Annotated in this window: 18 protein-coding genes and 1 tRNA gene; 5 read left to right on the top strand and 14 right to left on the bottom strand. The window is 70.0% G+C overall.

The annotated features are described in order from the left end of the window. The first annotated feature begins 38 nt into the window (after positions 1 to 38). A tRNA-Ser gene (locus GXY85_08425) sits at positions 39 to 130 on the top strand. A gap of 55 nt (positions 131 to 185) precedes the next feature. On the opposite strand, the gene GXY85_08420 is transcribed toward GXY85_08425, so the two are convergent. From GXY85_08420 to GXY85_08410, 3 genes are all read right to left on the bottom strand, one after another. After that, on the bottom strand, positions 186 to 1,739 hold the full coding sequence (locus tag GXY85_08420) for a GNAT family N-acetyltransferase (protein NLW50847.1): 1,554 nt from the start codon (positions 1,737 to 1,739) through the stop codon (positions 186 to 188). Beyond that, on the bottom strand, positions 1,726 to 2,733 hold the full coding sequence (locus GXY85_08415) for a D-alanine--D-alanine ligase (protein ID NLW50846.1): 1,008 nt from the start codon (positions 2,731 to 2,733) through the stop codon (positions 1,726 to 1,728). Before GXY85_08415 ends, GXY85_08420 begins: the two co-directional genes overlap by 14 nt. 103 nt (positions 2,734 to 2,836) lie before the next feature. Next, positions 2,837 to 4,063, bottom strand: coding sequence for a KamA family radical SAM protein (locus GXY85_08410; GenBank protein ID NLW50845.1), 1,227 nt, complete (start codon positions 4,061 to 4,063; stop codon positions 2,837 to 2,839). Positions 4,064 to 4,732: 669 nt separating this feature from the next. On the opposite strand from GXY85_08410, the gene GXY85_08405 reads away from it, so the two are divergent. After that, a complete protein-coding gene (locus GXY85_08405) occupies positions 4,733 to 5,419 on the top strand; it encodes an MBL fold metallo-hydrolase (GenBank protein NLW50844.1) in 687 nt (228 codons plus the stop codon). Positions 5,420 to 5,435: 16 nt separating this feature from the next. Further along, on the top strand, positions 5,436 to 6,344 hold the full coding sequence (locus GXY85_08400; GenBank protein ID NLW50843.1) for a hypothetical protein: 909 nt from the start codon (positions 5,436 to 5,438) through the stop codon (positions 6,342 to 6,344). A gap of 36 nt (positions 6,345 to 6,380) precedes the next feature. On the opposite strand, the gene GXY85_08395 is transcribed toward GXY85_08400, so the two are convergent. From GXY85_08395 to GXY85_08385, 3 genes are all read right to left on the bottom strand, one after another. Beyond that, a complete protein-coding gene (locus GXY85_08395) occupies positions 6,381 to 7,844 on the bottom strand; it encodes a TolC family protein (protein ID NLW50842.1) in 1,464 nt (487 codons plus the stop codon). Positions 7,845 to 8,052: 208 nt separating this feature from the next. Continuing rightward, a complete protein-coding gene (locus GXY85_08390) occupies positions 8,053 to 11,136 on the bottom strand; it encodes an efflux RND transporter permease subunit (protein ID NLW50841.1) in 3,084 nt (1,027 codons plus the stop codon). Beyond that, positions 11,133 to 12,332, bottom strand: coding sequence for an efflux RND transporter periplasmic adaptor subunit (locus GXY85_08385; protein ID NLW50840.1), 1,200 nt, complete (start codon positions 12,330 to 12,332; stop codon positions 11,133 to 11,135). Before GXY85_08385 ends, GXY85_08390 begins: the two co-directional genes overlap by 4 nt. A gap of 280 nt (positions 12,333 to 12,612) precedes the next feature. Between GXY85_08385 and GXY85_08380 the strand changes: the two genes are divergently transcribed. Together GXY85_08380 and GXY85_08375 are read left to right on the top strand one after the other, a co-directional pair. Continuing rightward, the gene (locus tag GXY85_08380) at positions 12,613 to 14,088 is read left to right on the top strand and encodes a rhamnulokinase (GenBank protein NLW50839.1); all 1,476 of its coding nucleotides are present in this window, start codon (positions 12,613 to 12,615) and stop codon (positions 14,086 to 14,088) included. 20 nt (positions 14,089 to 14,108) lie between these two features. Further along, positions 14,109 to 15,380, top strand: coding sequence for an L-rhamnose isomerase (locus tag GXY85_08375; GenBank protein ID NLW50838.1), 1,272 nt, complete (start codon positions 14,109 to 14,111; stop codon positions 15,378 to 15,380). Positions 15,381 to 15,388: 8 nt separating this feature from the next. Here GXY85_08375 and GXY85_08370 read toward each other — a convergent pair whose 3' ends face one another. The 8 genes from GXY85_08370 to GXY85_08335 all read right to left on the bottom strand — a co-directional run bounded on the left by GXY85_08370 (position 15,389) and on the right by GXY85_08335 (position 25,309). After that, the gene (locus GXY85_08370) at positions 15,389 to 16,498 is read right to left on the bottom strand and encodes a hypothetical protein (GenBank protein ID NLW50837.1); all 1,110 of its coding nucleotides are present in this window, start codon (positions 16,496 to 16,498) and stop codon (positions 15,389 to 15,391) included. Positions 16,499 to 16,512: 14 nt separating this feature from the next. Next, complete coding sequence (locus GXY85_08365) at positions 16,513 to 17,331, bottom strand: sugar phosphate isomerase/epimerase (GenBank protein NLW50836.1); 819 nt, start codon at positions 17,329 to 17,331, stop codon at positions 16,513 to 16,515. Positions 17,332 to 17,341: 10 nt separating this feature from the next. Next, complete coding sequence (locus GXY85_08360; GenBank protein NLW50835.1) at positions 17,342 to 18,082, bottom strand: sugar phosphate isomerase/epimerase; 741 nt, start codon at positions 18,080 to 18,082, stop codon at positions 17,342 to 17,344. 14 nt (positions 18,083 to 18,096) lie between these two features. Next, positions 18,097 to 19,368, bottom strand: a complete 1,272-nt coding sequence (locus GXY85_08355; GenBank protein NLW50834.1) for a hypothetical protein — start codon at positions 19,366 to 19,368, stop codon at positions 18,097 to 18,099. A 30-nt stretch (positions 19,369 to 19,398) separates the two neighbouring features. Continuing rightward, entirely contained in the window at positions 19,399 to 20,685 is a 1,287-nt protein-coding gene (locus GXY85_08350; protein ID NLW50833.1) for a DegT/DnrJ/EryC1/StrS family aminotransferase, read from the bottom strand. A 219-nt stretch (positions 20,686 to 20,904) separates the two neighbouring features. After that, positions 20,905 to 21,756, bottom strand: coding sequence for an AraC family transcriptional regulator (locus GXY85_08345; protein ID NLW50832.1), 852 nt, complete (start codon positions 21,754 to 21,756; stop codon positions 20,905 to 20,907). Between the two features lie 82 nt (positions 21,757 to 21,838). Further along, positions 21,839 to 22,606, bottom strand: a complete 768-nt coding sequence (locus tag GXY85_08340; GenBank protein NLW50831.1) for a hypothetical protein — start codon at positions 22,604 to 22,606, stop codon at positions 21,839 to 21,841. A gap of 21 nt (positions 22,607 to 22,627) precedes the next feature. Further along, positions 22,628 to 25,309, bottom strand: a complete 2,682-nt coding sequence (locus GXY85_08335) for a hypothetical protein (protein ID NLW50830.1) — start codon at positions 25,307 to 25,309, stop codon at positions 22,628 to 22,630. Between the last annotated feature and the right edge of the window lie 30 nt (positions 25,310 to 25,339).

Genomic DNA, 25,339 nt, shown 5'->3' with positions numbered 1-25,339 from the left:
ATATGCACTACACTGGCGCCCATGGTCGACGGCCCCGCGGAGAGGTGGCTGAGCGGTCGAAAGCGACGGTTTGCTAAATCGTTGAGGGGCGAAAGCTCCTCCGGGGGTTCGAATCCCCCCCTCTCCGCCATAGCATCCTGCCCCACAATCGGCCCCAAGGGCAATCGCCTGCGGAGGTCACAGCGTCACGAAGAGGCCGGCGGACCGAGGCGCTTGAGGTAGATCACCTTGTCGTCCCCCGGCGCGTAGAAGTCGGGCACGCGCCCGGCCTCCTCGTAGCCGACGCGCACGTAGAAGCCGCGTGCGCGGTCACCGGGCGGGCCCCCCGAAGCCTCGACGACGGCCAGCCGCCCGCCGCTGCGTGCAATCAGGTCCTCCGCGTGCGCGATGAGCGCGCGGCCCGCGCCCGTGCCCTGCGCCCATGGGGCGACCATGATCCAGTAGATGTCGTACGTGGCCTGCGTGCACGGGGTGGGCCCGAAGCAGACCCAGCCGGCGGGCCGGCCGCCCACCTCCGCGGTGAAGGACCGGTAGTCCCCCTCGGGACCCTGGGCGAGGGCGTCATCGAGCACCTCGCAGGCCACGGCCACCTCCTCGGGGCGGAACACCCGCGTCTCGACCGCGATGGCCGCAATCGCGGCGCGATCGTCGGGCCGCGAGCACCGGATGCGCACTCCCCCCGGCGCGCCCGGCGCCGCCTGCACGCGCCCCTCGGTGCGGGCCGCGCGACGGCGGGCGTTCTCGAGCACGACGCGGACGAACTCCTCAAACGGGATCGAGGCCGCCGCCAACGCCGCAGCGAAGCCGCCGTCCGGCGAGAGGTCCGGGTTGGCGTTCACCTCCAGCACGTGGGGGCGCAACTGCCGGTCCAGGCGGAAGTCCACGCGTGCGAAATCGCGGCAACCCAGCGCCTCCCAGGCGCGCAGGGCCTGGCGCCGCACCTCGTCGGCGGTCGCCTCCGGCAGGTCCGCCGGGATGCGCCGGGGCGTGTTGCGGAACTCGGCGGAGTCCGCAAGCCACTTGGCCCGATAGCCGACGATCCGGGGCGCCTCCGGCGGAAAGTCCACGAACTCGATCTCCGCAAGCGGCAGCACCTCCGTCGAAGCCCCCCGCTGCAGCACCGACACGTTGACCTCGCGTCCGGACAGGAAGCGCTCCACGAGCGCCGGGCAGCCGAACTGCGCGCAGACGCGCTCGACGGCCGCGTCCAGGCCCGCCCCCTGGCCCTCGAACACCGAGTCCGCGTCGATCCCCTCGCTGGCCTCCGCCCGGCACGGCTTGACGATGAGCGGCCCCCCGGGCAGGCCGGTCGCGTCCGCCATGGGCGCCACGGCCAGCACGCCGTCCGGCACCGGCACCCCGGCCGCCCGCAGCGCCGCCTTCGCCTGCCACTTGTCCAAAGTGTGGACCAGGCAGAAGGTGTCGCCGCCCGTGCACGCCTTGCCGAAGGCTGCGCAGAGCGCGGGCACGAGCGTGAAGTCGCGCGCATCGCCCCGCAGAGCCTCGACGAGGTTGAAGACCGCGGCCTCCGGGGCCGTCGCCAGTTCCCGCGGCAGGTCCCCCAGGGTGCGCACGCCGGCGCTTCGGAACGGGACGCCCAGGGCCTCCAGCGCGTGCCCGACCGCCCGCACCTGGTCCAGCACACCCGCATCGGCCTCCGCGCACGGGGCGTCGTCGACTCCGTCGGCGTTCAGGGGCACGTTGTACAGGATCAGGACGCCTTCGCTACGGTCGGGCATGGTCACCTCCCGCGCCGGAGCCGACCCGCGTGGTCGCGCTCTCGACGATCTCCCCGATCAACCGGACGAAGGACATGCCTTCCTGCGTGGCGATCATGGGCAGGTCCGAATGGGTCGGGTGCAGGCCGGGCAGCGGATTGGCCTCCAGGAAGGCGGGCCGCCCCCGGGAATCGAGCCGGAAGTCCAGGCGGCCGGCGTCGCGGACCTCGAGCACCCGGTAGGCCCCCAGCGCGAGGGCCTCCAGCTCATCGCGCAGTGCGGACGCCTCCAGCGGCCGGTAGTCCACGAACTCCTTGCAGCGCTCCTTCATCTCCCGCGAGTAGTCGCTCTCCGGGGCGTCCGGCCGTATGCACACCTCCATGGTGCCCAGGATGCGCGCGTCGCGTCCGGTGCCCAGGATGCCGGTCGTGAACTCCCGCCCGGGCAGGTACTCCTCCACGATGACCGGCTGGCGGTAGCGCGCCAGCAGCCGCCGGCAGACCTGCTCGAGACGCTCCCGCGTCTCGATCCGCGAGGAGCCGTCGATGCCCTTCCCCGTCCCCTCGGCCAACGGCTTGGCGAACAGGGGGTAGGCCAGATCGACGTCGGGCAGGTCGTCCTCGCCCGCCACGACGTGGAAGCGGGGGGTGGCCAGCCCGGCCGAGGCGACGACGCGCTTGGCGACCGCCTTGTCCAGTGTCATCGCGCACACGAGAGGGTCGGAGAACGTGCAGGGCACCTCGTAGAGTTCCAGCAGCGCCGGCACGACGGCCTCTCGGCAGCGGCCGTGCCGGCCCTCGGCGATGTTGAACACGAGGTCCCACCGGCGGCCGTCGCAGAGCCGGCGGACCAGCGCGCGTGCGTGCCCTACCCGCTCCACGTCGTGGCCCAGGGCCGTCAGCGCGTCGGCCAGGGCGTCGATCGTCTCGTCGGAGTCGAACTCGGCGACCTCCTCCTCGCTCCAGCCCATGGCCAGGTAATCGCTCCGGAGGTCATAGACCAGGCCGATACTCAGACCCATAGTGCACCCTCACCGCCTGGGGGCCCGTGCGCACGGCGTCGAGGGCCGCGCGCACGGGAAGGCTTCGAATGGAACCGTTGTTGAACGCGGCCCGGCGCTACCCCACCGCCCGGTCTCCGTGGGCCGGCCCGGGCTTGCGCCGCCGGCGACGCGGGACCGCCGGCTCGACGTGGCGGGCGTTGCCGCTGGCCAGATGCCAGACGCCGGTCGGTGCGGTCGAGGCGTCCGCCTCACCGGCCGGCCAAGGGGTGTCCGAGGGCTCCGGGTAGGCGACCAGCACCCCCTGGTAGTTCCTCAGCACGGTATGCGTGGGGCTCACCGAGACGACGTAGTTGGGCAGGACGGGGATCTTGCCGCCGCCGTCCGGCGCATCGACGATGAAGCTCGGGATCGCCAGGCCGCTGAGGCGCCCGCGGAGGTACTCCATGATCTCGATGCCCCGGGCCAGGGGCGTGCGGAAGTGCTCGACCCCGCGCACCAGATCGCACTGGTACAGGTAGTACGGGCGCACGCGAATACGCAGCAGGCCGCGGAACAGCGCCTCCAGAATCTGCGGTGAATCGTTGACGCCTCGCAGCAGCACCGACTGGTTGCCCATGGGGATGCCGGCGTCGGCCAGGCGCTCGCAGGCCTCGATCGAACGGGGCGTCAGCTCGGCCGGATGGTTGAAATGGGTGTTGACGTAGAGCGGATGGTAGCGGCGCAGCATGGCCACCAGATCGTCCGTCACCCGCATGGGCATGACGACCGGGCAGCGCGTGCCGATGCGCACGACGTCCACCGAGGGCACGCCCCGCACCGTCTGCAGGACGGCCTCCAGGGCTGTCGTCTCCATCGTGAACGGATCGCCTCCGGACACGATCACGTCGCGCACCTCCGGATGGGCCTCCAGGTACGTGCGGATGCCCCGAAGCTGAGCGGCCGTGACGGTCGTCTCGCGCTGCCCGGCGATGCGCTTGCGCGTGCAGTGGCGGCAGTAGGAGCCGCACACCGTCGTGGCCAGCAGCAGTGCCCGGTCCTCATACCGGTGCACCAGCCCGGGCACCGGCATGTCGTCGTCTTCCTTCAGCGGGTCGCTGCACAGGTGCGGCGGGTCGCAGCATTCCCGCCCCTGCGGAACGCACATCTGCAGGATCGGATCGCCGGGGTCCAGCGAACGGATCAGGGAGGCGTAGTACGGCGTGATCGCCATGGGAAATCGGCCGATCGCCTCGGCCGTCCCCAGGGAGGTCGGCAGGTCGGGAAACAGCCGCTGCAGTTGCGCGAGCGACCGGACGCGCCTGCGCATCTGCCAGTGCCAGTCTTCCCACTCCGGTCGCTCCATCAATGCCGCAAAAGACGGGGCGTCCGAAACGGTGGGTCGGGGGCAGACGGCTATGCCGCCCGCATCCGATGGAGGTCTGTCGTCGGAATCCTCTCCGGTCGAATCGTCCGTGTGCTTCATCGTTGGTCTTCTCACCCGCTCTGGTTGGCGCCTTCGGGATGGGGAAGGACGCCGCATACTCGAGGACCGGTGTGCACGCGCACACCGTCAAGACAGACAGCCGGCCACGACGGTCGTTCTACTCAGTTGTCGCGGTACCCGATAGCCGTCCCCCCATGTCTTGGCGCACTCTGCGCTCGTTCCTCGGACGCACAGCGGCCCGTCTGCCGCTGCAGCCATTGCCACTACACCTGTCACCAGGCGGGCAAGATCATCCCCATTAGTATGACGTATGCCACGGCGTTGTCAATACCTGAATCGTGTTTTTCGTAAAATCGGCGTCGCGAGGAAGACCCGCCGGAAGCGCCCGCCGGCCGCGCATGCCCCCCTGCCCCCCCCGCCGCCGTGGGGGCCCGCGCGGCGCCACCCACCGGGGGGCTCGGCTGTCCTGGACGCTGCCGCGACGGGGCCGTAGAATGGCACATGAGGACCTGCCGTCGAGCCGGTCGGCCGCATCGGGACGTTCGGCATCGGGAGCACCTCGAGACCCTGTTCCGGCGGATTGCCTGCATGGCTGCCCAAGTGACGCTGATCTCCAACGCCGGCCTGTGCATCGCCGCGGCGGGCGCCGTCGTCTACGTCGACGCCTTTCACGGCCTGGCGGACGAAGGCGGCCAGGCCGTGCCGGGCGACGACCGGGCCGACCTCATCCTGGTCACCCATGCGCATCGGGACCACTTCGACGCCCGGCGAGTGGCCGATGCGGCCGGGCGCACGGGCGCGACCGTCGTCGGGCCGCGCTCGGTGATCCGGCGGCTTCGGGACAGGGTGCCGGCCGACCGGCTCTGCGAGATGGAGCCGCCGCTTGCCCCTGCGGGCGAATGCGCCCGAAGCGTCTGCCGGCAGTTGCCGTCCGCACGGGTGACCGCCTTGCGCACGTTCCACACACGCGACCACAACTCGTACCTGGTCGAGACGGCCGGGTTCCGGTTCTTCCATGACGGCGACAACGAGGACACGAGCCGCATCGACGCGGCCGCACTCGGCGCGCTCGACGTCCTGCTGATCGGGCCCTGGTGGGGCGGCGGCTGGGTGGCGTTCATCGAGACGCTGGCCCCGCGGCGCTACGTGCTGATCCACCTGGACGCCGACGAACGGCGCAGGCACGCGGCCGGGACGTTCCTGCCGGATCTCTGCGACCACGTCCCGGACGGCCTGGCGGTCCTGGCGCCGGGAGAGATGCTGTGCCTTGACTGAGGGGAGGGTACCCGTTTTGAGCCGAGACAACGCACCGTCCTGCACCCTGCGCGAACGCCAGACGCAGTTCGTCGAGGTGTTCCGTACAACGCCCGCGGGCACCGTCTGCCCCAACTTCTACGTGCTCGCGCACGCAAACGGCTGCACGTTCGCACCGCAGTGCAGCTACTGCTACCTGAAGTCGTCGTTCTGGTACCTGGACGGCGCACAGGCGTTCACGAACACCGCGCGCATCATGGACGAAGTGCGCGACTGGATCGCGACCGACGGTCTGGAGTCCTACACGCTGAACACGGGCAACCTGTCCGACAGCCTCGCCTTCGAGCCCGACCGCCCGCTCATGAGCAAGCTGGTCGAGGTCTTCCGAACCGCGGCGGAGGCGAAGGGCCGCCCGCACTGCCTGCTGCTCGTGACCAAGGGGGGCATCGGCGACTGCGGGCCGCTGTTCGAGACGACGCCCTGCGCGAACGTGATCGTTTCCTTCTCCGTGAATGCCCCCGATGCGGCCGCGGAGTATGAGACGGGCGCGGCCTCCGCAGAGGACCGGCTGGAGGCGGCCCGGCGCCTCATGGATCAGGGCTGGCGCGTGCGGATCCGTATCGACCCCATGATCGCGGGCTTCGATTACGCGGCGGTCATCGAACAGGTCCGGCGGCTGGCGCCGGAACGGGTGACGCTGGGGACCCTGCGCGCGGAGGCGAACCTCTGGCGTTTCGTCGACAACGGCCTGTTCGCCGGCCTGGAGAAGCCGGCCGACCGCCACCAACTGGCCCGCTACCCGCTGGAGGTCCGGCTGGGCCTCTACCGCCCGGCCGTCGAGGCCCTGGCCGACGTCTGCCCCGTCGGGCTTTGCGAGGAGACCGAGGGCGTCTGGGCGACGCTCGGTCTGGACCCGGACGCCGGGAACTGCAACTGCGGCGCCTGACCGTCCGGCCCGCCGGCCGGGCGGCGCCGACCGGCGCTACCCATTGGGGGGCGCGGCGGCGCCTCCCCGGAGCAGTGCTGCGGGGCCGTCCGGGGGGCCGTCGCCCGGGGCCGCAATGCCCCGACGGGTCAGCAGGGAGCCCTCGAGACGGTAGAGGTCGACCAGGGCTTTGCGGTAGCTCACGGCCGCCTGCAGCTCGGCGATCCGGCTTGCCAACAGGTCGCGCTGCGCCTGCGCAACCAGGAACGTCGTCGAGGCGCCCACGCGGAACTTCTCCGTCTCGGCGCGCAGGGCTTCCTCTCGGAACGCCCGCGTGACGGCCGTGGCCGCGACCTCCTCGCTCGCGCGCTCAACCGCGATGTACGCAGAGCGCACGTCGAGTTCCACAAGCTGCTCCAGATTCGCCAGGGCAGCCTCGGCCTGACGCCGGTTCAGAGTGGCCCGCCGGTGGCGGGCCTCGGCCGCGCGGTTGAAGAACGGTCGCTCGAACGCCGCGCCCACCGTGACGTCGTAGCCGTGTCCGTCCAGATCGCCCGCCGCCCCCCCGAACGACCGTGCGTAGCCGCTCTTGCCGAGGGTCAGGAACAGGTCCAGGCGCGGCAGGAGCCCGTTGCGCGTCCGGACGACCTCCAGTTCGTCGCGCCGCACGGCCAGGCGGCTCTGGTTCAGCTCCGGCCGCATCCGCAACGCAACCTGCACGTGCGCGGCCACTTCGTCCAGTTCCACGCGCTCCATCGGAGGCTCCGCGCGCATCTGCAGCTCACGGGCGTAGGGGTCGTCCCCGGGGACGTTCAGCAGCCGAAGCAGCCGCAGACGGGTCGTCGCCAGGGACGCGCGGGCGGCGATCAGGCCCTCGCGCCGCTGGGCGACCTCCGCCTGGGCCGGCGCCCGTTCGACCTCGCCCAGCGTCCCGACGGCGATACGCTCCTCGGTCTCGGTGAGCTGCTGCTCGGCCAGTCTGAGGGAATCCTCGAAGATGGCGATCTGCTCGGACGCCAGCGCGCAGTCCCAGTAGGTCTCCTCCACCTGCGCCACAAGCGCCTCGGCGTAGCCGCGCAGTTCATACTCGGTGATGCGCGTGTCCAGGCGTGCCTGGCGCAGGGAGGCCAGGTTGACGTCCGAGCCCTGCCCGCGCAGAACGGGCTGTGCCACCGTCACACCCACGCGTGCGGCGGCCCGGTCGGCCGCACCGGAGGCGGCCGTGCGGTCGGCCGTGGCGGAGACCCCCACGGCCGTGCCCGTCGGGAACACCTGGTCGACGCCGAGCCCCAGCTCGACGGTACCGGTCACGTCGGAGCGGTTCGCGCCCCCGGCCCCGTCCGTCTCCCGGCGCGACCACGCGGCGGCGGCCGAAAGGACGGGGTCGAAGCCCGCCCGCTCCTCGTCCTCGAACGTCTCGCGAATCGACGGGCGGAGCCGCTGGACCGACAGCTCCCGGTTGTTCTCGAGCGCGAGCAGGATGGCATCCTGTACGTCGATGGACAGAGGCCCGTCGTCCATCGGACGCGGATCGGCGGAGTCCCGGGCCTCGCGTGCGGGGGCGTCGGCGGGCGTCCGCGTCGGCGCGATCCTGACGTCCGCGGGCTTCGCCTCGGCGTGCAGGTCGCCCTGCAGCGCGCAGGCCCCGGCGGCCGGCAGCAGGACGAGAAGGGCCAGAAGGACGGGCCGTGCACGCTTTGCCGGGGCGGCGGGCAGGCTGCGCATCGTGTCACTCATCGTTGGCGGGCGTCTTGCGTTCGAAAACGGAGTAGACGACGGGCACAAAGACCAGGGTGATCAGCGTGGAACTGAGGAGCCCGCCGATCAGCGCCCGGGCCATCGGCGCCTGGGCCTCACTGCCCTCGCTGAGCGCCAGCGCCAGCGGGAGCATCGCGAGGCTGGTCGTCAGGGCGGTCATCAGGATCGGACGCAACCGGCGGCGTGCGGCCTCTTCGATGGCCTCTCGAAGGGGCAGGCCGTCGCGGCGGCGCAGCAGGTTCGTCTGATCGACCAGCAGGATGGCGTTGTTGACCACGATGCCGCCCAGCATGATGCAGCCGATGTAGGACTGGATGTTGAAGGTCGTGTTCGTCAGGAGCAGCAGCAGGATGACGCCGATGGCGGCCTCCGGCACGGAGAACATGATGACGAAGGGGTCGCGCAGGGATTCGTACTGGGCGGCCATCACCATGTAGACGAGAATGAGGGCGAGTATGATGCTCAGCAGCAGTTCACGGAAGGCTTCCTGCTGATCCTCGTAGTCGCCGACGAACGCGATGCTGAACCCCCTGGGGACGGGCACCGAGCGGAGCTTCTCGGCCGCGTCCCGGACAACGCTGCCCATGTCCCGCCCGCTGATGTTGGCCGACACGGTCACCACGCGTTCCTGGTCCTTGCGAGTGATGCGGACGGGCCCGGTCTCGGGCTCGACGGTCACGACGTTCCGCAGCACCACCGGCTGGCCGTCGGCGTTCGTGATCGTCAGGTCCAGCAGGTCGCGCAGGTCCATCCGCTCGGCGTCCTTCAGCTTGACGATGACGGGGAACTCGTCCCCCCCCTCGCGGTAGTTGGTGGCCCGCGTGCCGGAGAGGACGGTCTGGAGCATGTTGCCGACGGCGTCGACGGTGACGTTCATGTCTGCGGCCTTCCGGCGGTCGACGCGGACCAGTTCCTCCGGGGTGCCGGACTCGCGGCCCAGGCGGACGTCCGTCACCCCGGGGACCTCCGCGAGCACCTCCTCGACCCGTGCGGCCAGCGCGTCGCCGATGTCCAGCTCATACCCGCGCACGTCCACCTGCACCGCCTCCGAGGAGCCTCCGCCCCGCATCCGCATCATGCCCTGCCCCGCCCGGACGCGGACGGTCATGCCCGGGATGCCGGACAGCGCCGCGCGAAGGGCGGCCGACACCTCCTCGCTGGAGCGATCCCGCTGCGCAGCGGGCACCAGGGAGAGGCGCAGGTTGCCCGTGTGGGAGCCGGCCGCCCGAAAGCCGCCGCCGCCCACGCCCGTCACCATGTGCCGCAACTCGGGCACCTGCTCGGCGACGATGGCCTCGATGCGCCTGAACTGCCGGTCCACAACGTCCACGCGCGTGCCCACCTCCATCTCGCCGTCGATCCGCACCTCCCCCTCGTCCGAGGCGGGCATCAGTTCGCTGCCGACCAGCGGAATCAGGGCAAGGGCGCCGACCAGCATGGCCACAGGCACGGCAACGGCGATCAGGCGGTGCCCCAGCGCGGCGTGCAGGAGCTTCCGGTAGCCGCTCTCCATCCCCTCGGTGAAGCCCGTCCCCATCCGGCGCGCTCTCTCGAGGAGCCCACTGTGGGCGGCATGCTCCCTGCGGGGGGCGCGGAAGAGCCGGGCGGCCAGCATCGGCACCACCGTCAGGGCCACCCCCAGCGAGCAGAGCAGCGCGAACGCCACCACGTAGGCCAACTGGCGGAACATCACGCCGGACATCCCGCGCATGAACACCAGGGGCAGGAACACGGCCACCGTCGTGAGCGTGCTGGCGATGACGGCGGACGCGACCTCATCGGCGCCGTCGACGGCCGCGCGCTCGGCCGGCACTCCGGACTCGTGCAGGCGGTAGATGTTCTCCAGCACGACGATCGAGTTGTCCACCAACATGCCGATTCCCAGCGCCAGCCCGCCCAGCGTCATGATGTTGAGCGTGAACCCGCAGAAGTACATCAGGGCGAACGTAGCGATGATCGACAACGGAATGGCCGTGGCGATGACGCCCGTGCTGCGCACGCTGCGCAGAAAGACCAGCAGCACCAGCACGGCCAGAAGGCCGCCGTACATGGCCGTGGTCCCGACATTCGTGATCGAACGCTCGATGTAATCGGCCGAGTCCGTGATGGGCACCAGGCGGATCTGCGGGATATCGCGAGCGAGGAGCACCAGCTCCCTGCGCACCCGCCGGGCCACGTCGACGGTGTTCGTGCCGGACTGCTTGTTCACCGACATCTGCACGCCGTTCTGGCGGTTCACCCGCGCGATCCGGGTGATCCGGGGCCAGGTGTCGTCGACGGTCGCCACCTCGCGCAAAAGCACGGGCACGCCCTCGCGCACGGTCACGACCGTGTTGCGGATCTCGTCCAGGCTGCGGTACTCGCCGGGCGTGCGGATGAGCACGTCGTAGATGCCGCGCTCGATGTTGCCGGCCGGCACGTTGACGTTGCCGGCACGGACGCGGCTGATGATCTGGTCCAGGGACAGCTCCAGTCCCTTGAGCCGGTCGGGGTCCAGGTTGACGTGGATCTCCCGCTCGCGCCCGCCCCAGACGTCGATCGCCGCCACCCCGGGCACCCGTTCGAGGCGGTACTTGATCCGGTCGTCGATGATCCGACGCATCTCCACGGGGTCCAGGCGGCTGGACGCGCCCAGGACCATGATGGGGAAGCTGGCCAGGTCGAACTTGCGCAGCATCGGGCGCTCGGCATCCTCCGGCAGGCGCCCGATCACCCGGTCCAGGCGGTCGCGTATGTCATTGGCCGCCGCGTCCAGGTCGGTGCCCCAGGCGAACGATAGGCGCACCTGACTGGTGCCCATGCCGGAGGTCGAGTTGACCTCTTCGACCCCGGGCACGGCGCTCAGGGCCTGTTCGGTCGGCCGTGTGACCAGTTCCTCCATCTCCTCCGGGCTGGCATCCTCGTAGGATGTCGCGACCGACAGCGTCGGGAAGGTGATGTCCGGCATCAGGTCCACGGGCAGGCGCGCCAGCGAGACGCCGCCGAGGATCACCACGACCAGGGCGACCATGGTCGTCAGAACCGGACGGTGCACGGCGAGGCGCGTAACGTTCATGAAGCCGCCCTCTCCCCCGCCCCGGACTCGTCCGCGTCGGTCACGACCGTGACCGCCGACCCGTCCTCCAGCAGGTGGTGCCCCAGGATCACGACCGTGCCCGTCAGTGCCGGCTCGAGTATCTGCTGCCGGTCCCCGTCCAGGGTGCCCTGCACCACGGGGACGAACCGGACGGTCCGGCCGCTCTCGTCCGTCTGGAAGACGCCGAAGCGCCCGTCCCGGCGCGCCAGGGCGGAGGACGGCACGGTCGTCGCGTTCTCGACCCTTCCGAACTCGATCGAGGCGCGCACGAACATGCCCGGCTTCAGAAGCCCTTGCGGATTGGGCAGCTCGACCTCGACCCGTGCCTGTCGTGAGGTCTCGCGCAGCAGAGGGGCCACGCGCACGACCCGGCCCGAGAAGGTCTCCTCCGGGAACGCGTCCGTGGTCACCATGACCTCCTGGCCGGGCTGGACCTTCGTGTAGTCCCGCTCGATGACGTGAAGGGCGGCCGTCAGCGTGTTCAGATCCAGGATCGAGACGATGGGGTCGTTGGCCCTCAGAAGCGCCCCCTCGTCCACGAACCGCTCCCCCACGAGCCGCTCGTCGGCCCCGTCCTCCCAGTCCACCGCAATCTGCGTGTACGACTGGCGGACCTGTGCGGACTGGAGCGCCGCCCTCCTCTGGGCGACCTGCGCGGCGGCCACCCGCGCGGCGGCCGTCCGGGCCTGGAAGTTCGCCTCGGCAGCGTCCAGGTCGGACTCGGAGGCGATGCCCTTCTCCCTCAGCGCCTGCACGCGCTCATACTCCCGCCGGCCGATCGCCAGCGCGCTCTCCGTCTGGATCAGGTTCGCCTCGGCGACCTCCAGCTCGGCCCGCGACTGCTCAACCTCGAGGACGTACTCGTCGTCGTCCAGCACCGCCACGACCTGTCCCCGACTCACCCGGTCGCCGATGTTCACCAGCAGTTGCTCCAGTCGGCCGGATACCTTCGGCGCCACGGTGAACTCGGACCGCGGCCTCAGCGAGCCGGTGAAGAACGCGACGTCCCGGATCAGCCCGGTGCTCACGGGGCCAACCTCGATCGGCACGGCCTGCCCCCTGCCTGCGCCGGGCCCCGCCGCACCCGCCGCATGCGCCCGGGCCTTGACGTAAACCCGCCAGCCCAGAAGGCTGAGCAGCACCAGGACGACCACGATGGCGATTGGCTTCTTCATACGTTCCCAGATGTTGCAGGCGACGGGGGGACCGGGAGCTACCGAAAACCGTACAGGGAAAGATGATCGCCGAAACGACGCCCGCGCGCAACGTCCTTGCTCCGAAACGCCGGCCGTTTCCCCCCCCACGGACTACCCGGAAGGCGGACGCCTCAGCCACCGCCGGCGAGACGCCGCCGCTGCGCCCCGCAGTACAGATGCCTCAGACGTGCCTGCCGGTTGACAGAGGCCGCCTGCACGGTAGACTGGCGGGCATCCACGGGACCTGAGGTGGACCGCCATGCCGATCAAACACTGCTACATCGCCGTCGACCTGGGCGCCGAGAGCGGGCGCGTGATGCTCGGCACCCTGGAGGCCGGGCGCCTGGAACTGCTCGAGGCGCATCGATTCCCGAACGGTTCGGTGCCTCAGGGCGACTCCATCCGCTGGGACATCGGGCGGCTGTTCGCCGAGATCGACCAGGGGATCGCCCGGGCGGCCGGCCGGGCCGGCGGCCGCCTCGAGGCTGTCGGCGTCGATAGCTGGGGGGTGGACTTCGGCCTGCTGGACGAGGACGACCGCCTGATCGAGCCGCCCTATCATTACCGCGACTCCCGCACCGACGGCATGATGGAACGCGCATTCGAGCGGCTGCCGAGGCGCGAGTTCTACGGCCGGACCGGCATCCAGTTCCTGCCGATCAATTCGGTCTTCCAGCTCCTGGCGATGCGCCTGGCGGGCGACCCGGTGCTCGAACGCGCGAAGCGGCTGCTCTTCATCGCCGACCTGGTCAACTGGCACCTGTGCGGTCAGCGGCTGGCCGAATACACCCTGGCCAGCACCTCGCAGATGATGGACATGCGCACGGGGTGCTGGTCGGAGGCCGTCCTGTCGGCACTCGAACTGCCGGCCGACATCCTGCCGGACATCGTGCTGCCCGGCACGGGCATCGGCGAGCTTCGGCCCGAGCTGGCCCGCAGGATCGGCGTGCGGCCCCTGCCCGTCGTGGCGGTCGGCGCGCACGACACCGCCTCGGCGGTGGCCGCCGTTCCCGCCGAGGGCGACCGCTGGGCGTATCTGTCCAGCGGCACATGGTCCCTGCTCGGCGTCGAGCGGGACCGCCCCATGATCACCGACGAGACCTTCGAGGCGGCCTTCACCAACGAGGGAGGCGTCGAGGGCACCTTCCGACTGCTGAAGAACATCATGGGGCTCTGGCCGCTCCAGGAGTGCCGGCGGCAGTGGGCGTCCGAGGGAATGACGTTCGCCTACGAGGCGCTGACGGCCATGGCCGAGGCGTCCGAACCGTTTGCAGCGGCGCTGGACCCGTGCGACGACGCCTTTCTGGCGCCGGGGAACATGCCCGCGCGCATCAACGAGCACATGGCCGCGCACGCACGGACGCCGTTCGCGGACAGGGGCGGCATGGTCCGGGCCATCCTGGAGGGCCTGGCCCTCGCCTACCGCCGGCACGTGCGGCAACTGGAGTCCGTCGTCGGCCACGGCGTGGACGCCCTGCACGTCGTCGGGGGCGGTTCCCGCAACGGCCTCCTGAACCGTTTCACGGCCGACGCGACCGAACGGCCGGTCGTGGCCGGCCCGGTCGAGGCGACCGCCATCGGCAACGTCCTGATGCAGGCGCTGGCCACGGGCCGCGTCGATTCGATCGAGGAGGCCCGAGCGGTCGTTTGCAGGTCGTTCCCCACGCAGCGGTACGAACCCGGGGATCCCGAGGTCTGGCGTCACGAAGAGGAACGCCGGCTCCCGGCAGACTGAACGTCGAACGAGGAGTACCCATGACGAACAGAGCGCAGGTCGAACGGGTCTACAGCGAGGCGAGTTCGCGGTATGCCGAACTCGGGGTCGATGCGCGGACGGCACTGGACCGGCTGAGCGGCGTCGCCGTCAGCCTGCACTGCTGGCAAGGCGACGACGTGGCCGGCTTCGAGGCGCCCGACGCGGAACTCTCGGGCGGCGGCATCCAGGCCACCGGCAACTACCCCGGCCGCGCGCGCACGCCGGAGGAACTGCGGGCCGATCTGGACGTCGCCGTGTCGCTGATCCCGGGCACGCACCGGCTCAACCTGCACGCCATCTACGGCGAGTTCGCCGGGCAGTCGGTCGACCGCAACGAGATCGGCCCCGAGCACTTTGCCGGCTGGACAGATTGGGCGCGCCAACGAGGGATGGGCGTGGACTTCAACCCGACCTTCTTCTCGCACCCGCTGGCCCAGGACGGCCTCACGCTCAGCCACAGCGATGAGGGCGTGCGGCGGTTCTGGATCGAGCACGCCATCGCCTGCCGCCGTATCGGCGCGCACTTCGGCCGGGCACTGGGCACCCCCTGCGTCACGAACCTGTGGATCCCTGACGGCACAAAGGACACGCCGATCGACCGGGCGGCACCGCGCCGCAGGCTCAAGGACGCGCTGGACGAGATCTACGCGGAGCCGCTCGACCGCGCGCACAACCTGGACAGCCTGGAGGGCAAGCTGTTCGGCATCGGCTCGGAGAGCTTCGTGGTCGGATCCCATGAGTTCTACCTCGCCTACGCACTGGCCAACGCCAGGCTGCTCTGCCTCGACACGGGCCACTACCACCCCACCGAGCAGGTGGCCGACAAGGTCTCGGCCGTCCTGACGTTCCTGGATGAGATCCTGCTGCACGTCAGCCGCGGCGTGCGGTGGGACAGCGACCACGTGGTCACGTTCGGCGACGACGTGACGCTGCTGGCCGCCGAGCTGGTCAGGAACGACTACCTGCCGCGCGTCCATCTGGGGTTGGACTACTTCGACGCCAGCATCAACCGCGTCGCCGCCTGGGTCATCGGCACGCGTGCGTTCCTGAAGGCGCTGCTCCTGGCGATGCTGGAGCCGACGGACCGCCTGCGCCGGATGGAGCTGGAGGGCGACACCACGGGGCGCCTGGCGCTTCTGGAGGAACTGAAATCGCTCCCGTTCGGCGCCGTCTGGGACTACCACTGCCTGCAGTGCGGCGTCCCCGTCGGCCCGGCCTGGCTCGAAGAAATCCGCCGCTACGAGCGCAAGGTGCTCTCGCAACGGCAGTAGGCGACGGCTCAGGGCGCCCAACCGGTGACCGTGTCGATCATGGCTTGGAAGGCCGGGAAGCAGGCCTCGCCCTTGTCGCGCATGTAGGGGGAGGCGGTCGGGCAGACGGTCAGGCCGCGGCGGTCGTCGAAGGCATCCCGGATCAGCGCCAGCGTCTCCTCGCGGATCTCGTCAGGGCCGCAGCCGTACATGCGGTCGATCTGGATATTGCCTTCCAGTGACATACGGCCGCGAGCGGCGGCCTTCGCCTCCGCCGCCGTGATGTCTCCCTGCGGCGGAGGCTCGAACGGATGCAGCACGTCGATCCCGACGTCCACCATGTCGCCGATGACTTTTCTGATGGAGCCGTGGCAGTGCACGTGCACGCGCCCGCCCGCTTCGTGGATCATGTCCAGGATCGGCCGGTCGTAGCGCACGTTGAAGTCGCGGAAATCGCGCGGGCTATGCACGGGCGGGATGATGAGTTCCTCGCCCGAGATCGAGAAGAACGGGCCCACGCCGTGCGCCAGAAGATAGCGCAGGCGGTTGAGCAGGACGTTCATGCGCCACTCGCACAGGGCGTGGAGCAGGTCGCGGTGTGTCACCGACATGAGGGCAAACAGCTCCGAGCCGAGAAGCTCGACCGCTACGCCGCCCGGATTGTGTCCGAGTCCGGCCTCCGCAATCCCGGCGTCGCCGATGGCCGCCTCGCAGCGTGCGTGGGCCGAGACGTCGCCTCCCACGTCGGGCAGCGGCAGCGAGAGGTATGTCTCGACGTCCTCGGGACCCTTGATGAAATGTGATCGGTCCAGGCCGGGCTGCCCTTTCAGGCTGACAAGGCGGGTGCTCTGCAGGGGCCCGGCCGGCGTGTGGAGCGTAAGGACCTCCAGTTCCCAGTCGTCCGAGTGCGGCTCCCGGCGGCGGTCGATCCGGTGATGCGATTCGCAGGCCGCCGTATCCCAGAAAGCCTTCCGCTCAGTGTGCGCGCGCATGTAAGCCTTCAGACGATCGTAACTTGGATCGTCCGGCGGGAAGGCAGTACGGATGTACACGCACGGACGATCCTGCTCCTGATGGCGGTAGCACCGCGTCAGCCGCTCCCGGCGCGTCAGTTCCCGCACGTTCCGGCGATCCTCCACGCGGGCGCTCGATGTCAGAGGGTCTCCTCAAGACTTCGGAGGTATGCGACGGCACGGCGCACGCCTTCGGCCGGAGTGTAGTCGTTGCCTTCATACTCTATGTTGATGCAGCCGTCGTAGCCGGCCTTCTTCATGGCGGCGAGCGACCCGGCCTGGTCGATGTCGCCCTCGCCGATGAGGGCGGCCACGTAGTGATGCCCGTCCAGCATGAGGCGGGCGCCCGGATTGGCCGCATCAACGATGCGCCAGTCCTTGAAGTGCGCGTGCACGACGTGCTCGGCGCAGCGCGCGAACGACGCCCCCGGGTCCTCGCCGGTGCCGGCGTTGCCGTTGTCGAACGTGAGCTTCAGGCCGGGCACCTCCCGCATGGCCTCCAGCACGTCATCGCCGACGACGAAGGGGCTGTCCGCACCCGGGAAGTTCTCGATGGAGAGCACCAGGCCGGCGTCTTGCGCGATCGCGTTGGCCATCTGGAGCCCGCCGATCCAGCGCTTGCGGGCTTCGGTCCGGTCGACGCCCTCGATGCCGGGCGTCGTCACCATCATCAGCGGCGCGCCGAGGACGAGGGCCTCGTCCACCTGCCGCTTCGTTGTGTCGAGCGCCTTCGTCAGTTCGCCTTTATCGGTCGCGGCCAGGTTGGCGCTGTAGATGTAGCAGACGACGGGGATGCCGGCATCGTCCACGCGGGCGCGCACCTCATCAACCGTCATGCCGCAGCTGCCGAAGAAATCGATCCCTGCCATGCCCAGTTCGGCCGTCAGCCGCAGCATCTCGTCGAAGTCGAAATGCTCCTTCTGGCGCGTCATCGTGTACGACATCATCGAGTATCTCATGGATGCTCCGTTAGCCGAGGACTTTGTGCAGGTTGTCGATGCTGATTCGGGCGCTCTCCAGCGCGGGGCGCTCGCAGCGGTCCTGCTCATAGATGATCCACTTCGAGCCCGCATCGTCCGCCGCGTTCAGCACGGCCTCCAGGTCCAGGACGCCGCGGCCGATCTCGATGAACTCGTCGTTCGGGCCGATGTCCTTCAGGTGAAGCTGGGGCACGCGGCCGGCGTACTTGCGGATGTAGGCGACCGGATCGGCGCCGCCGCGGGCGATCCAGTGCGTGTCCAGTTCCGCCATCACCTGCGTGGGGTCTGTCTGCTCGTAGAGCGCGTCCAGCGCATACTTGCCGTCGAACGTGTGGAACTCCTGGGCATGATTGTGGTAGCTGAACAGGATGCCCTTCCCCGCCGCCACCCTCCCGGCCTCCTGCACCAGCGCGATGGCGGCCGGCCAGTCCTTCTCCACGTCGCCGGCCAGACTCACGCTGATGTAGGGGCATCCGACGCCGGCGGCGTAGGCGTACGCCTGGCTGTCGGGCGCGGCGATCTGGTCCTTCGGCGCGTGCAGGCCGCAGGCGCGCAGGCCCAGGCTCCGGAGCAGGTCTGCCAGTTCGTCGGGCGGCATGCTGCCGTAGTTCCAGGCGAACTCGACGCCGTCGTATCCCATGTCCGCCAGGGCCTTCAGGGTGCCCGCAAAGTCCTTTTCGCAGTCTCCGCGCACGGAGTACAACTGGATGCCGACCGGTGTGTCTTTCACGGGTACGCCTCCGTTCAGTGTTCGCGGATGAGCCGTATGGCGGCGTCGGCCAGAAGGTCGCCCGCCTCGGGTGCCAGCCTGCTGGAGCCGGCGAAGGTCGTCTCGTAGCCGCCGCGCACGAACGCCTCGCGCGTGGGCACATAGCCGACCATGCCATTCGCCTGCGCGGCCACCAGCGCGTGGCGCGGGTGGCACGAGGTCTTGATGCGCAGGCCGTGCTCCACGAAGTACTCCGCCGGGATGCCCACGATCGCCAGGCGGCCCAGGAACAGCGCCTGGACCTCCGCCGGCTGGGCGCCGCGCGTGCGGATGCGCTCCAGAACCTCCGGCATGCCCTCGTCGTAGAGCGCGGGATCGATGAACCTCTGGGCGCCTCGCACGGTGCCCCGCACCTCGTCCTGGGAAGGCACGCGACAGGGCAGCGTGACGGTGGTGGCGGCGGCCCCGAGCGGCCAGTCGTCCGAGAACTCCATCGCGCCCAGCGCCTTCCACGCGTCCTCGGCCAGCCGCCGCCCGGCGTCGTCCATGCTGAAGACCGGCCGGCCGGCCGGCTGCTCGCAGGAGATGTTGCCCTGCGCGCCCGCCAGGAAGACGGTATGCGGGCAGCCCAGGGACCGCATCTCCCGCGCAAGCACGCCCGGATACCCGCCGGTGAACTGTGTGCCGCCGCCCAGGTGCGTCGGATGGCAGGCGAAGTTGACCATGGCGCCCAGAAGCGTGCCGTCCTCCCCACGCGCCGCCAGCACCGACACCTCGGGGTCGATCGGGCCTTCCAGGCACACGGCGTCCGGCTCGGTGAAATGCGCGTGCGTGCGCACGGTGCCGTCACGCATGATGACACGCCGGTTGGCGGCGACGTCGAACTCGCAGGTGCGCGCGAATCCGAGCGTCGCCGGGCGCAGCGCATCGAGTGCCCGGCCGAAGGCCGCCACGCACCGGCCCGTCATTTCCTCCACGTAGCCGTCATCGCGCGGCACGACGCCGCAGTGGGCCACGGCGGGGCCGCCGTGGTTGTGCGTGGCCGCCACCATGATGCCGCGGCCCGGGAACCCGTGCTCCGCCTCGATGCGACGGCGGATGCCCTGCGTGGTTGTCCAGCGCACGCTCAACGTGTCGAGCACAACGAAACCGATCCGTTCCTCTCTGCGTTCGAACACCGCCACGCGCGCGTGCAGCGGGTCGTGCACGGAGTCGGGCACGATGTCCTTGAGCCAGCCGATCTTGTGCGTGCCCGGGGGCGGCGTGATCTCGATCTCTGCGAACCCCGCCCGAAGTTGCGGCTTCATGGTCGCCGTCTCCTTGCACCGTCGAGGCGCTCACGAAAGGGCGTCGGGGTCGATCCGGTCGATGTTCTCGAAGACCTTCCGGATCGCGCCGGCCACCTTCGCCGCGACGTCGGGGCCGTTGGGCGCCCGGAGGGCCATTACCAGGGCGAAGTAACTGTCGCAGTGACGCTGCGCGACCGGGAAGTGCGCCGGATCATAGTCGACGCCCTCGTTCGCTCCCTTGATCGACCACGGGAAGCCGCCGCCGTAGGCGTTCCGGGCCTGGAAAACGGTCATGGCCGGCAGGATGAACCGCTGCCAGACGCTCGCCGGCACACCCTCGGCGTTGACCGCTTTGACGACGGCGTCGCGCATCTTCACCCGGTCGCCCGTCCAGCCGATGGCGTCGAAGTCGATCCGGCAGCAGTAGTTGTACCAGTTGTGGGTGTGCCGCGGCGGCTCCGTCGGCAGGATCAGCCCCTTGATGCCGGCCAGTTCGCGGTTCATCACGTCGCCGTTCGCCCGGAGCATGCGCCAGTAGCCGTCCATCTTCTGCAGTTGCGCGCGGCCGAAGGCGGCGGGCATGTCGGCGCCGCGGTACATCCAGCCCAGCGCGTAGGCATGGTAATCGCGGCTCTCGACGGGGGTGCGCGTCTCGCCGAAGCTCCAGACCTGCGCGGCCTTGCGGGCGATCTCGTCGTCGTCGGTCACGAACATGCCGCCCTCGCCGGCGCAGAGGCACTTGTTCTGATTGAAGCTGAAGGCGGCGCAGTCGCCCATGGTGCCCGTTCGGCGGCCGTCGAAGAGCGCGCCGTGCGCCTGGCAGGCATCCTCGATGACCTTCAGGTTGTGCTTGCGCGCGATGGCCATCACCTTCTCCATGTCCACGGCCAAACCGTGCAGATGGACGACGATGATCGCCTTCGTCCGCGGCGTGATGGCCGCCTCGATCCTGTCGACGTCCATGTTGATCGTGTCGAAGTCGATGTCGACGAAGACCGGGATGGCGTTGTGGTGGATGACGCACGTGGCGCTGGAGGACCAGGAGTAGGCCGTCACCAGGACGTGGTCGCCGGCGCCGACGCCGCAGGCGGCCACGCCCATGTGCAGCGCGGCGGTGCCGCTGTTCGTGAAGATCGCATGCCGGTTGCCGTTCCAGGCGGCGAACTCGTTCTGGAACGCAATGCAGTTGGGGCCGTAGGCGTGGCTGCCGCCTTCGAGGGAGGCCATGACCATCCGACGGTCGGTCTCGTCAATCGGGGGCCAGGGCTTGATCGTGCCGGGGGCGACGGCCGGGCGGCCGCCGAGGATGGCCAGCTTCTCGTCTGCGCTGCTCATTTCCGCTCTCTCCGCGGGGGCGTGGGGACTGGGGACGGGTTCGATGCACGTCATTCTGGCCCATGGCACAGGCCGAGGCAAGAGGTGGGTTCTGTCATCTCGGGTAGTATCTTGCTGAGTCCGCGGCCCCATGCCTGACGGGGCGCCCGATCTGTTGGGGAGATCAGTCGGATCGGACCGATCGGACTGATCGCGGGCCGGCGGGCGGCCCCCCTCTCCCTACGGGCGGTGCGACGCAACGAAGTCGCGCGGCGAGCAGCCGAAGTGGCGACGGAAGACCTTCGAGAAGTAGTTCGGGCTCCGGTAGCCGACCGCCCGGGCGATCTCGGAGACCTTCAGGACGCCTGCCAGCAGCAGCGCCTTGGCCCGCTCCATGCGCACGCTCGTCAGGTAGGAGAAGAGCGTGAAGTCGCTCTCGGCGCTGAACACGTGCGAGAGGTAGTAGCCGCTGACGTGCAGCGCCTCGGCGATCTCGTCCAGCGACACGCAGCGCGCGTAGTGCTGCTGGATGTACTGGCGGGCGCGGCTCATCAACTCGTGCCTGCGCACCTCTCCATAGGCCGTCGGCGCCTCCTGCCCCTCGCCCGCCGGGGGAACCAGATCGCGGTAGATCAGCATCAGCAGCGTCAGGATGCGCGAGCGGGCCACGAGCTGGTCCATCTCCCGGCCCTGTGCCAGGTCGGCCCGCAGCAGGTCGGCCAGCCCGGCGATCTGGCTCCGACACGCCGGAGAAAGCCGTTCGAGCGACTGGGGCGGCACGGCGCGGAAGTAGTCCTCCTCGGCCTCCCACCGGAAGGCGCAGTAGAAGACCTCCAGCCCCTCTTCCAGGTCGAACTCGTCCCGGTGGGAGGACGCGGAGGGCACCAGAAGCGTGTCCCCTGGGCCGGCCGACACGGGGCCGCCGGGCATGTGGACCTTCACCGAGCCCGCCACCACGTGCAGTATCTCGGCCGCACGGTTCACGTGCGCTTCCTCGGCGTAGATCGGGTCGAACGCCATCAACCCGACGGACGCGATCTCGGGCAGTGGCGCCTCGACGCCGGACCAGACCTGGGGATCATCTTCGCTCATCAACGGCCGCCTGGCGGCAGGGTCGTGCCTTCCCGCCGGGCAGTATGGTATGCGCCCGAAGCGGTGTCAACCGCACGCCCGACTACGGACGGCGGGCTGCGCGCAGCGCCTGGAAGTCCCCCTCCGGCGGATGCCGGAAGTAGCCCGCGCGGCTGGCGCCCGGCAGCCCGGTCAGACGGCAGGCGTCGGCCATCATCTCGGCCATCTTGAACCCGGTGACCATGCCGTCCAGAACGGGCACGCCGATGGCGGCCAGCGTTCGATCCATGCGGGAGCTGAGGACCGAGCCGATGTGCGTGCACCCGGCGATGATCAGTTCCGCGCCGTCTTCTTCCACGCAGCGGCGGGCAACGTCGACGGCCACCCGGAAGACGTCTTCCTCCGGAGTGCGGTCCGGGTACAGGTCGTTCGCGTCGATTCCGATCGGCCGGTGCGAGGCCAGGCGCCCGTCCAGGCCGTACTGGCGGAGCATCATCCGCTGGATCATGCCGTTCTGGTGGTCCACGGTGATGAGCGAGTAGCGGGCGGCCATCATGTGCGCCACGAGCGCCGCCGACTCCAGCGTGGCCGTCACGGGGATGTCCACGAGCGAGCGGGCCTCGTAGAGCCCGATGTCCAGGTTGCAGGAGATGAACACCGCGTCGCAGCCGTCGCGCTCGGCCTGCATGACGCGCTCCAGCGTCGGGGCGGTGCACTGCTGACGGAAGTAGAGGAACTGGTTGTTGGCCAGGGGGTAGGAGTCGCCGATATCGACGACGTCGAACTCCGTGTCCGGACGCCGGATGCGTTCCAGGTTCTCCCGTCCCCGGGCCTCGTTCCCACGAAATGGATTCACGACGCGTATACGCACGCCTCTCTCCCTCGCCAAAGGCTACGGGCCGGCCAGCGCCCGGGTGACCTCGCCGGCCAGGGCGAACAGCTCCGCCGTGCGCTCCTGGTGGCCGGAACTGAGGAACCAGTTGTGCCCGCCGACATTGGCCTGGTTGCGCCAATTGCGGGCCAGGCAGGTGGTCTCCCAGCCCTTATCGCTTCCCGGCCGGGTATGATAGAACTGCAGGTTGCTCAGGCTGAGCCACATCATCATGTGGCGCGCCTGCAGGTGCTCCTCGCACCGGCGGGCCAGATCCGTCCCGAGCCGCGCCTTGCGTTCCGCATCCGTCAGCGCGTGCTCCAGAACGATCCGGGCCTCGCATTCCTGCACGCCGGCGCGCAGGGCCTCCATACGGTTCGTGGCGACCGCGCCGCCCGGGCCGGGGGCCATGACCGCCTCCGGGATCACGAGGTTCCGCCAACTGCTCTCCGGATAGCGCTCGTAGGAGCGGCCGGTGCGCCGGTCGCGGTTGTCCCGCAGGACCCTCCAGTACTCCGCCCCGAGCCGGCCGGGCCCGCGCTGGGCGCCCGTGATGCACACCTCCGGGTAGCGGAGCCAGCGCGTCGTCGGGTGCTCCTCGCGGCTGAAGCGGTCGAACTGCGACCACAGCACCGGTCGGTTCCAGCCGTGGAAGCTCTCGAGAATCCCCTTCCCCCTGCCGTGGCCGTCGGCCCCGTCGTCGGAAAACCGCACGCTCCAGACGACGGCCTGGTAGGCGATGGGCGTCACGTCATACATCCGCTTGCCTTCGGCGGGCCCGCCGTGGGACTGGATGGTCCAGGGCATGCCGCCGGTCATCTCATGGAAGAGTTCGACCTCGGCCTTCGTCGCCCAGGTATCGTGGAAAAGCCCCAGCGTGGCGATGTCCTCCTGGCCGCGCTCGCGCAGCCGGCTGCGAAGCTGGTCGAACAGCGGCTGCCAGAGCGGGCGGCTGGCCTCGGCGTCCAGGTGCGACGGCAGCGAAAGAAGCTCGGTGGCCGTCGTTCCGTCCGGCCCCGGCGAGACCATCGTGACCATCGGCCCCTGCCCGTACCGGCCGCCGATCTTCTCCATGTGCTCCAGATGCGAGCGCACGCGGAAGGCCACTCCGTGCGGGTTCTCGGCCGCGTTCGCCGGCAGCATGTAGACATCCCACACGACGAAGATGATCAGCTTCGGCGCGCCCATGTTCCGCTCGGCGACGTCCAGGTAGCGCTCCATGATCGAGAAGTCGTAGGTGTAGCCGTCGCCCTGCCGGACCCAGCGCACCATGGACTCCTCGTTGCCCAGGTTCGTATGGGCGATGAGCGGGACGTAGACGGTGCGGCTGCCCGTCTGGCCGATGAGGCGGAACGAGTTGGCGATCATCTCGAAGTGCTCGTCCGACCAGAGCGGCACGCCGTGTTCCAGGGCCAATGTGTCCGGGCACTGGATCATGTCCACCCAGGTGCGATAGTCCTGGGTGTCCGGCAGCGTCCAGTCGGCCACCCGCACCTCCAGCGGCACCGTCAGGGCGGGCTCGCCCTCCGCCCCCACGGCCACGGCGCCCGTGTACGTGCCGGCGGGGATGTCGGCCGGCACCCGCACGGTCACCCAGACGGGCACGTTGGCGCCCGGGACGGGGCTGACGGCGTCCGGCAGCTCCATGTCGCGGTACCACGCGCGCTTCAGGGGCGCCACCGGGGCCTCCGCCGGGGGCTCCGGCGACAGCGCACCGAACTGTCCCGCGTCGTACAGCACATAGGGATGCAGGGAGTTGAGGCGCGTCTGCTGTCGGGGCAACTGCCGTCCCCACTCGACTCCGTAGCGGACGCCGACGGCGTCGGCCGGGATGCGGCCGCCGGGCCCCGTCAGGTCGCCCGGCACGGCTTTCAGGCCGCGGATCGGCGTGCGGGATGCGACGACGAGCTTGCCGGAGAAGAGCCCGTTCCGCGCGCCGACGATCGTCACCGGCCGCGATGCGTCCGCCGGGTCTCCGAAGTCCAGCGTCAGGTCCAGCGCCAGCGGGTCGGCCGGCCAGGCCTGGAGCCCGTCCGGGCGGACGGCGTTCGGCACGAGGCCCGCGGCGTCGGCGGCCGTCAGCCGCACGCGCTTGATCTCGCACGTGTTGACGTTGTAGACGTCCTCGCCCTCCTCCGCCCCTTCGGTCGGATACGGACCGCGCACCACTTCCAGGGCCAGCACGTTCACGCCCTGCCGAAGCGCGTCCGCGGGGATCGGCAGGTCGGCAAGCGAGCGTTCCTGCCCGCCGGGGCCGTCGGCCACGGCCTGCCCGGGGGCCAGGTGCGCCCGCCCCACTTCCCTGCCGTTCAGATAGACGACGATTCCGCCGCTGTAGTCGGCCGAGAGGCGAAGCTCACGCACGGCCGCCGGATCGGTCACGGTGAAGCGCCCGCGCAGGCAGGCGCGGGCCAGCACGCCGGTCCTCGGCACGAGCGTGAGCGGCCCGCGGTTCCAGAACCGGTCGTCGAAGTCGGGGGCCTGCCAGCCCGCGGGCGCCGCGGGCGTCTCGTAGCCCATCCAGCGGCAACTGAACGGCGCCGTCTCTCCGGACTCGAGCACCGGCGCCGCCAGTTGGCTGTGCATCCGCCAGACGCCGAGCGTGTCCAGCACCACGGTGGGAGGGACGTTCTCCTGAGCGTGGACTCCGATGACGCCTACGGCAACCGACAGGCAGACGACCGTCAGAACGTATCTCCGCATCTCCCGTTCACTCCCTGCACTCAGTTCCTG

The organism is Candidatus Brocadiaceae bacterium (genome assembly GCA_012728835.1).
Classification (GTDB): domain Bacteria; phylum Planctomycetota; class Brocadiia; order SM23-32; family SM23-32; genus JAAYEJ01.
Note: the sequence above shows the minus strand (reverse complement) of the source record. Positions and strands in the feature narration are given on the sequence as shown.

What these genes read in the sequence shown, in the direction of transcription:
- GXY85_08410 (NLW50845.1), bottom strand. Translation starts at nt 4,063, where the DNA reads ATGGAGCGACCGGAGTGGGAAGACTGGCACTGGCAGATGCGCAGGCGC.
- GXY85_08405 (NLW50844.1), top strand. Translation starts at nt 4,733, where the DNA reads ATGGCTGCCCAAGTGACGCTGATCTCCAACGCCGGCCTGTGCATCGCC.
- GXY85_08350 (NLW50833.1), bottom strand. Translation starts at nt 20,685, where the DNA reads ATGAGCAGCGCAGACGAGAAGCTGGCCATCCTCGGCGGCCGCCCGGCC.
- GXY85_08365 (NLW50836.1), bottom strand. Translation starts at nt 17,331, where the DNA reads ATGAGATACTCGATGATGTCGTACACGATGACGCGCCAGAAGGAGCAT.
- GXY85_08395 (NLW50842.1), bottom strand. Translation starts at nt 7,844, where the DNA reads ATGGACGACGGGCCTCTGTCCATCGACGTACAGGATGCCATCCTGCTC.
- GXY85_08380 (NLW50839.1), top strand. Translation starts at nt 12,613, where the DNA reads ATGCCGATCAAACACTGCTACATCGCCGTCGACCTGGGCGCCGAGAGC.
- GXY85_08420 (NLW50847.1), bottom strand. Translation starts at nt 1,739, where the DNA reads ATGCCCGACCGTAGCGAAGGCGTCCTGATCCTGTACAACGTGCCCCTG.
- GXY85_08375 (NLW50838.1), top strand. Translation starts at nt 14,109, where the DNA reads ATGACGAACAGAGCGCAGGTCGAACGGGTCTACAGCGAGGCGAGTTCG.
- GXY85_08345 (NLW50832.1), bottom strand. Translation starts at nt 21,756, where the DNA reads ATGAGCGAAGATGATCCCCAGGTCTGGTCCGGCGTCGAGGCGCCACTG.
- GXY85_08385 (NLW50840.1), bottom strand. Translation starts at nt 12,332, where the DNA reads ATGAAGAAGCCAATCGCCATCGTGGTCGTCCTGGTGCTGCTCAGCCTT.
- GXY85_08335 (NLW50830.1), bottom strand. Translation starts at nt 25,309, where the DNA reads ATGCGGAGATACGTTCTGACGGTCGTCTGCCTGTCGGTTGCCGTAGGC.
- GXY85_08355 (NLW50834.1), bottom strand. Translation starts at nt 19,368, where the DNA reads ATGAAGCCGCAACTTCGGGCGGGGTTCGCAGAGATCGAGATCACGCCG.
- GXY85_08390 (NLW50841.1), bottom strand. Translation starts at nt 11,136, where the DNA reads ATGAACGTTACGCGCCTCGCCGTGCACCGTCCGGTTCTGACGACCATG.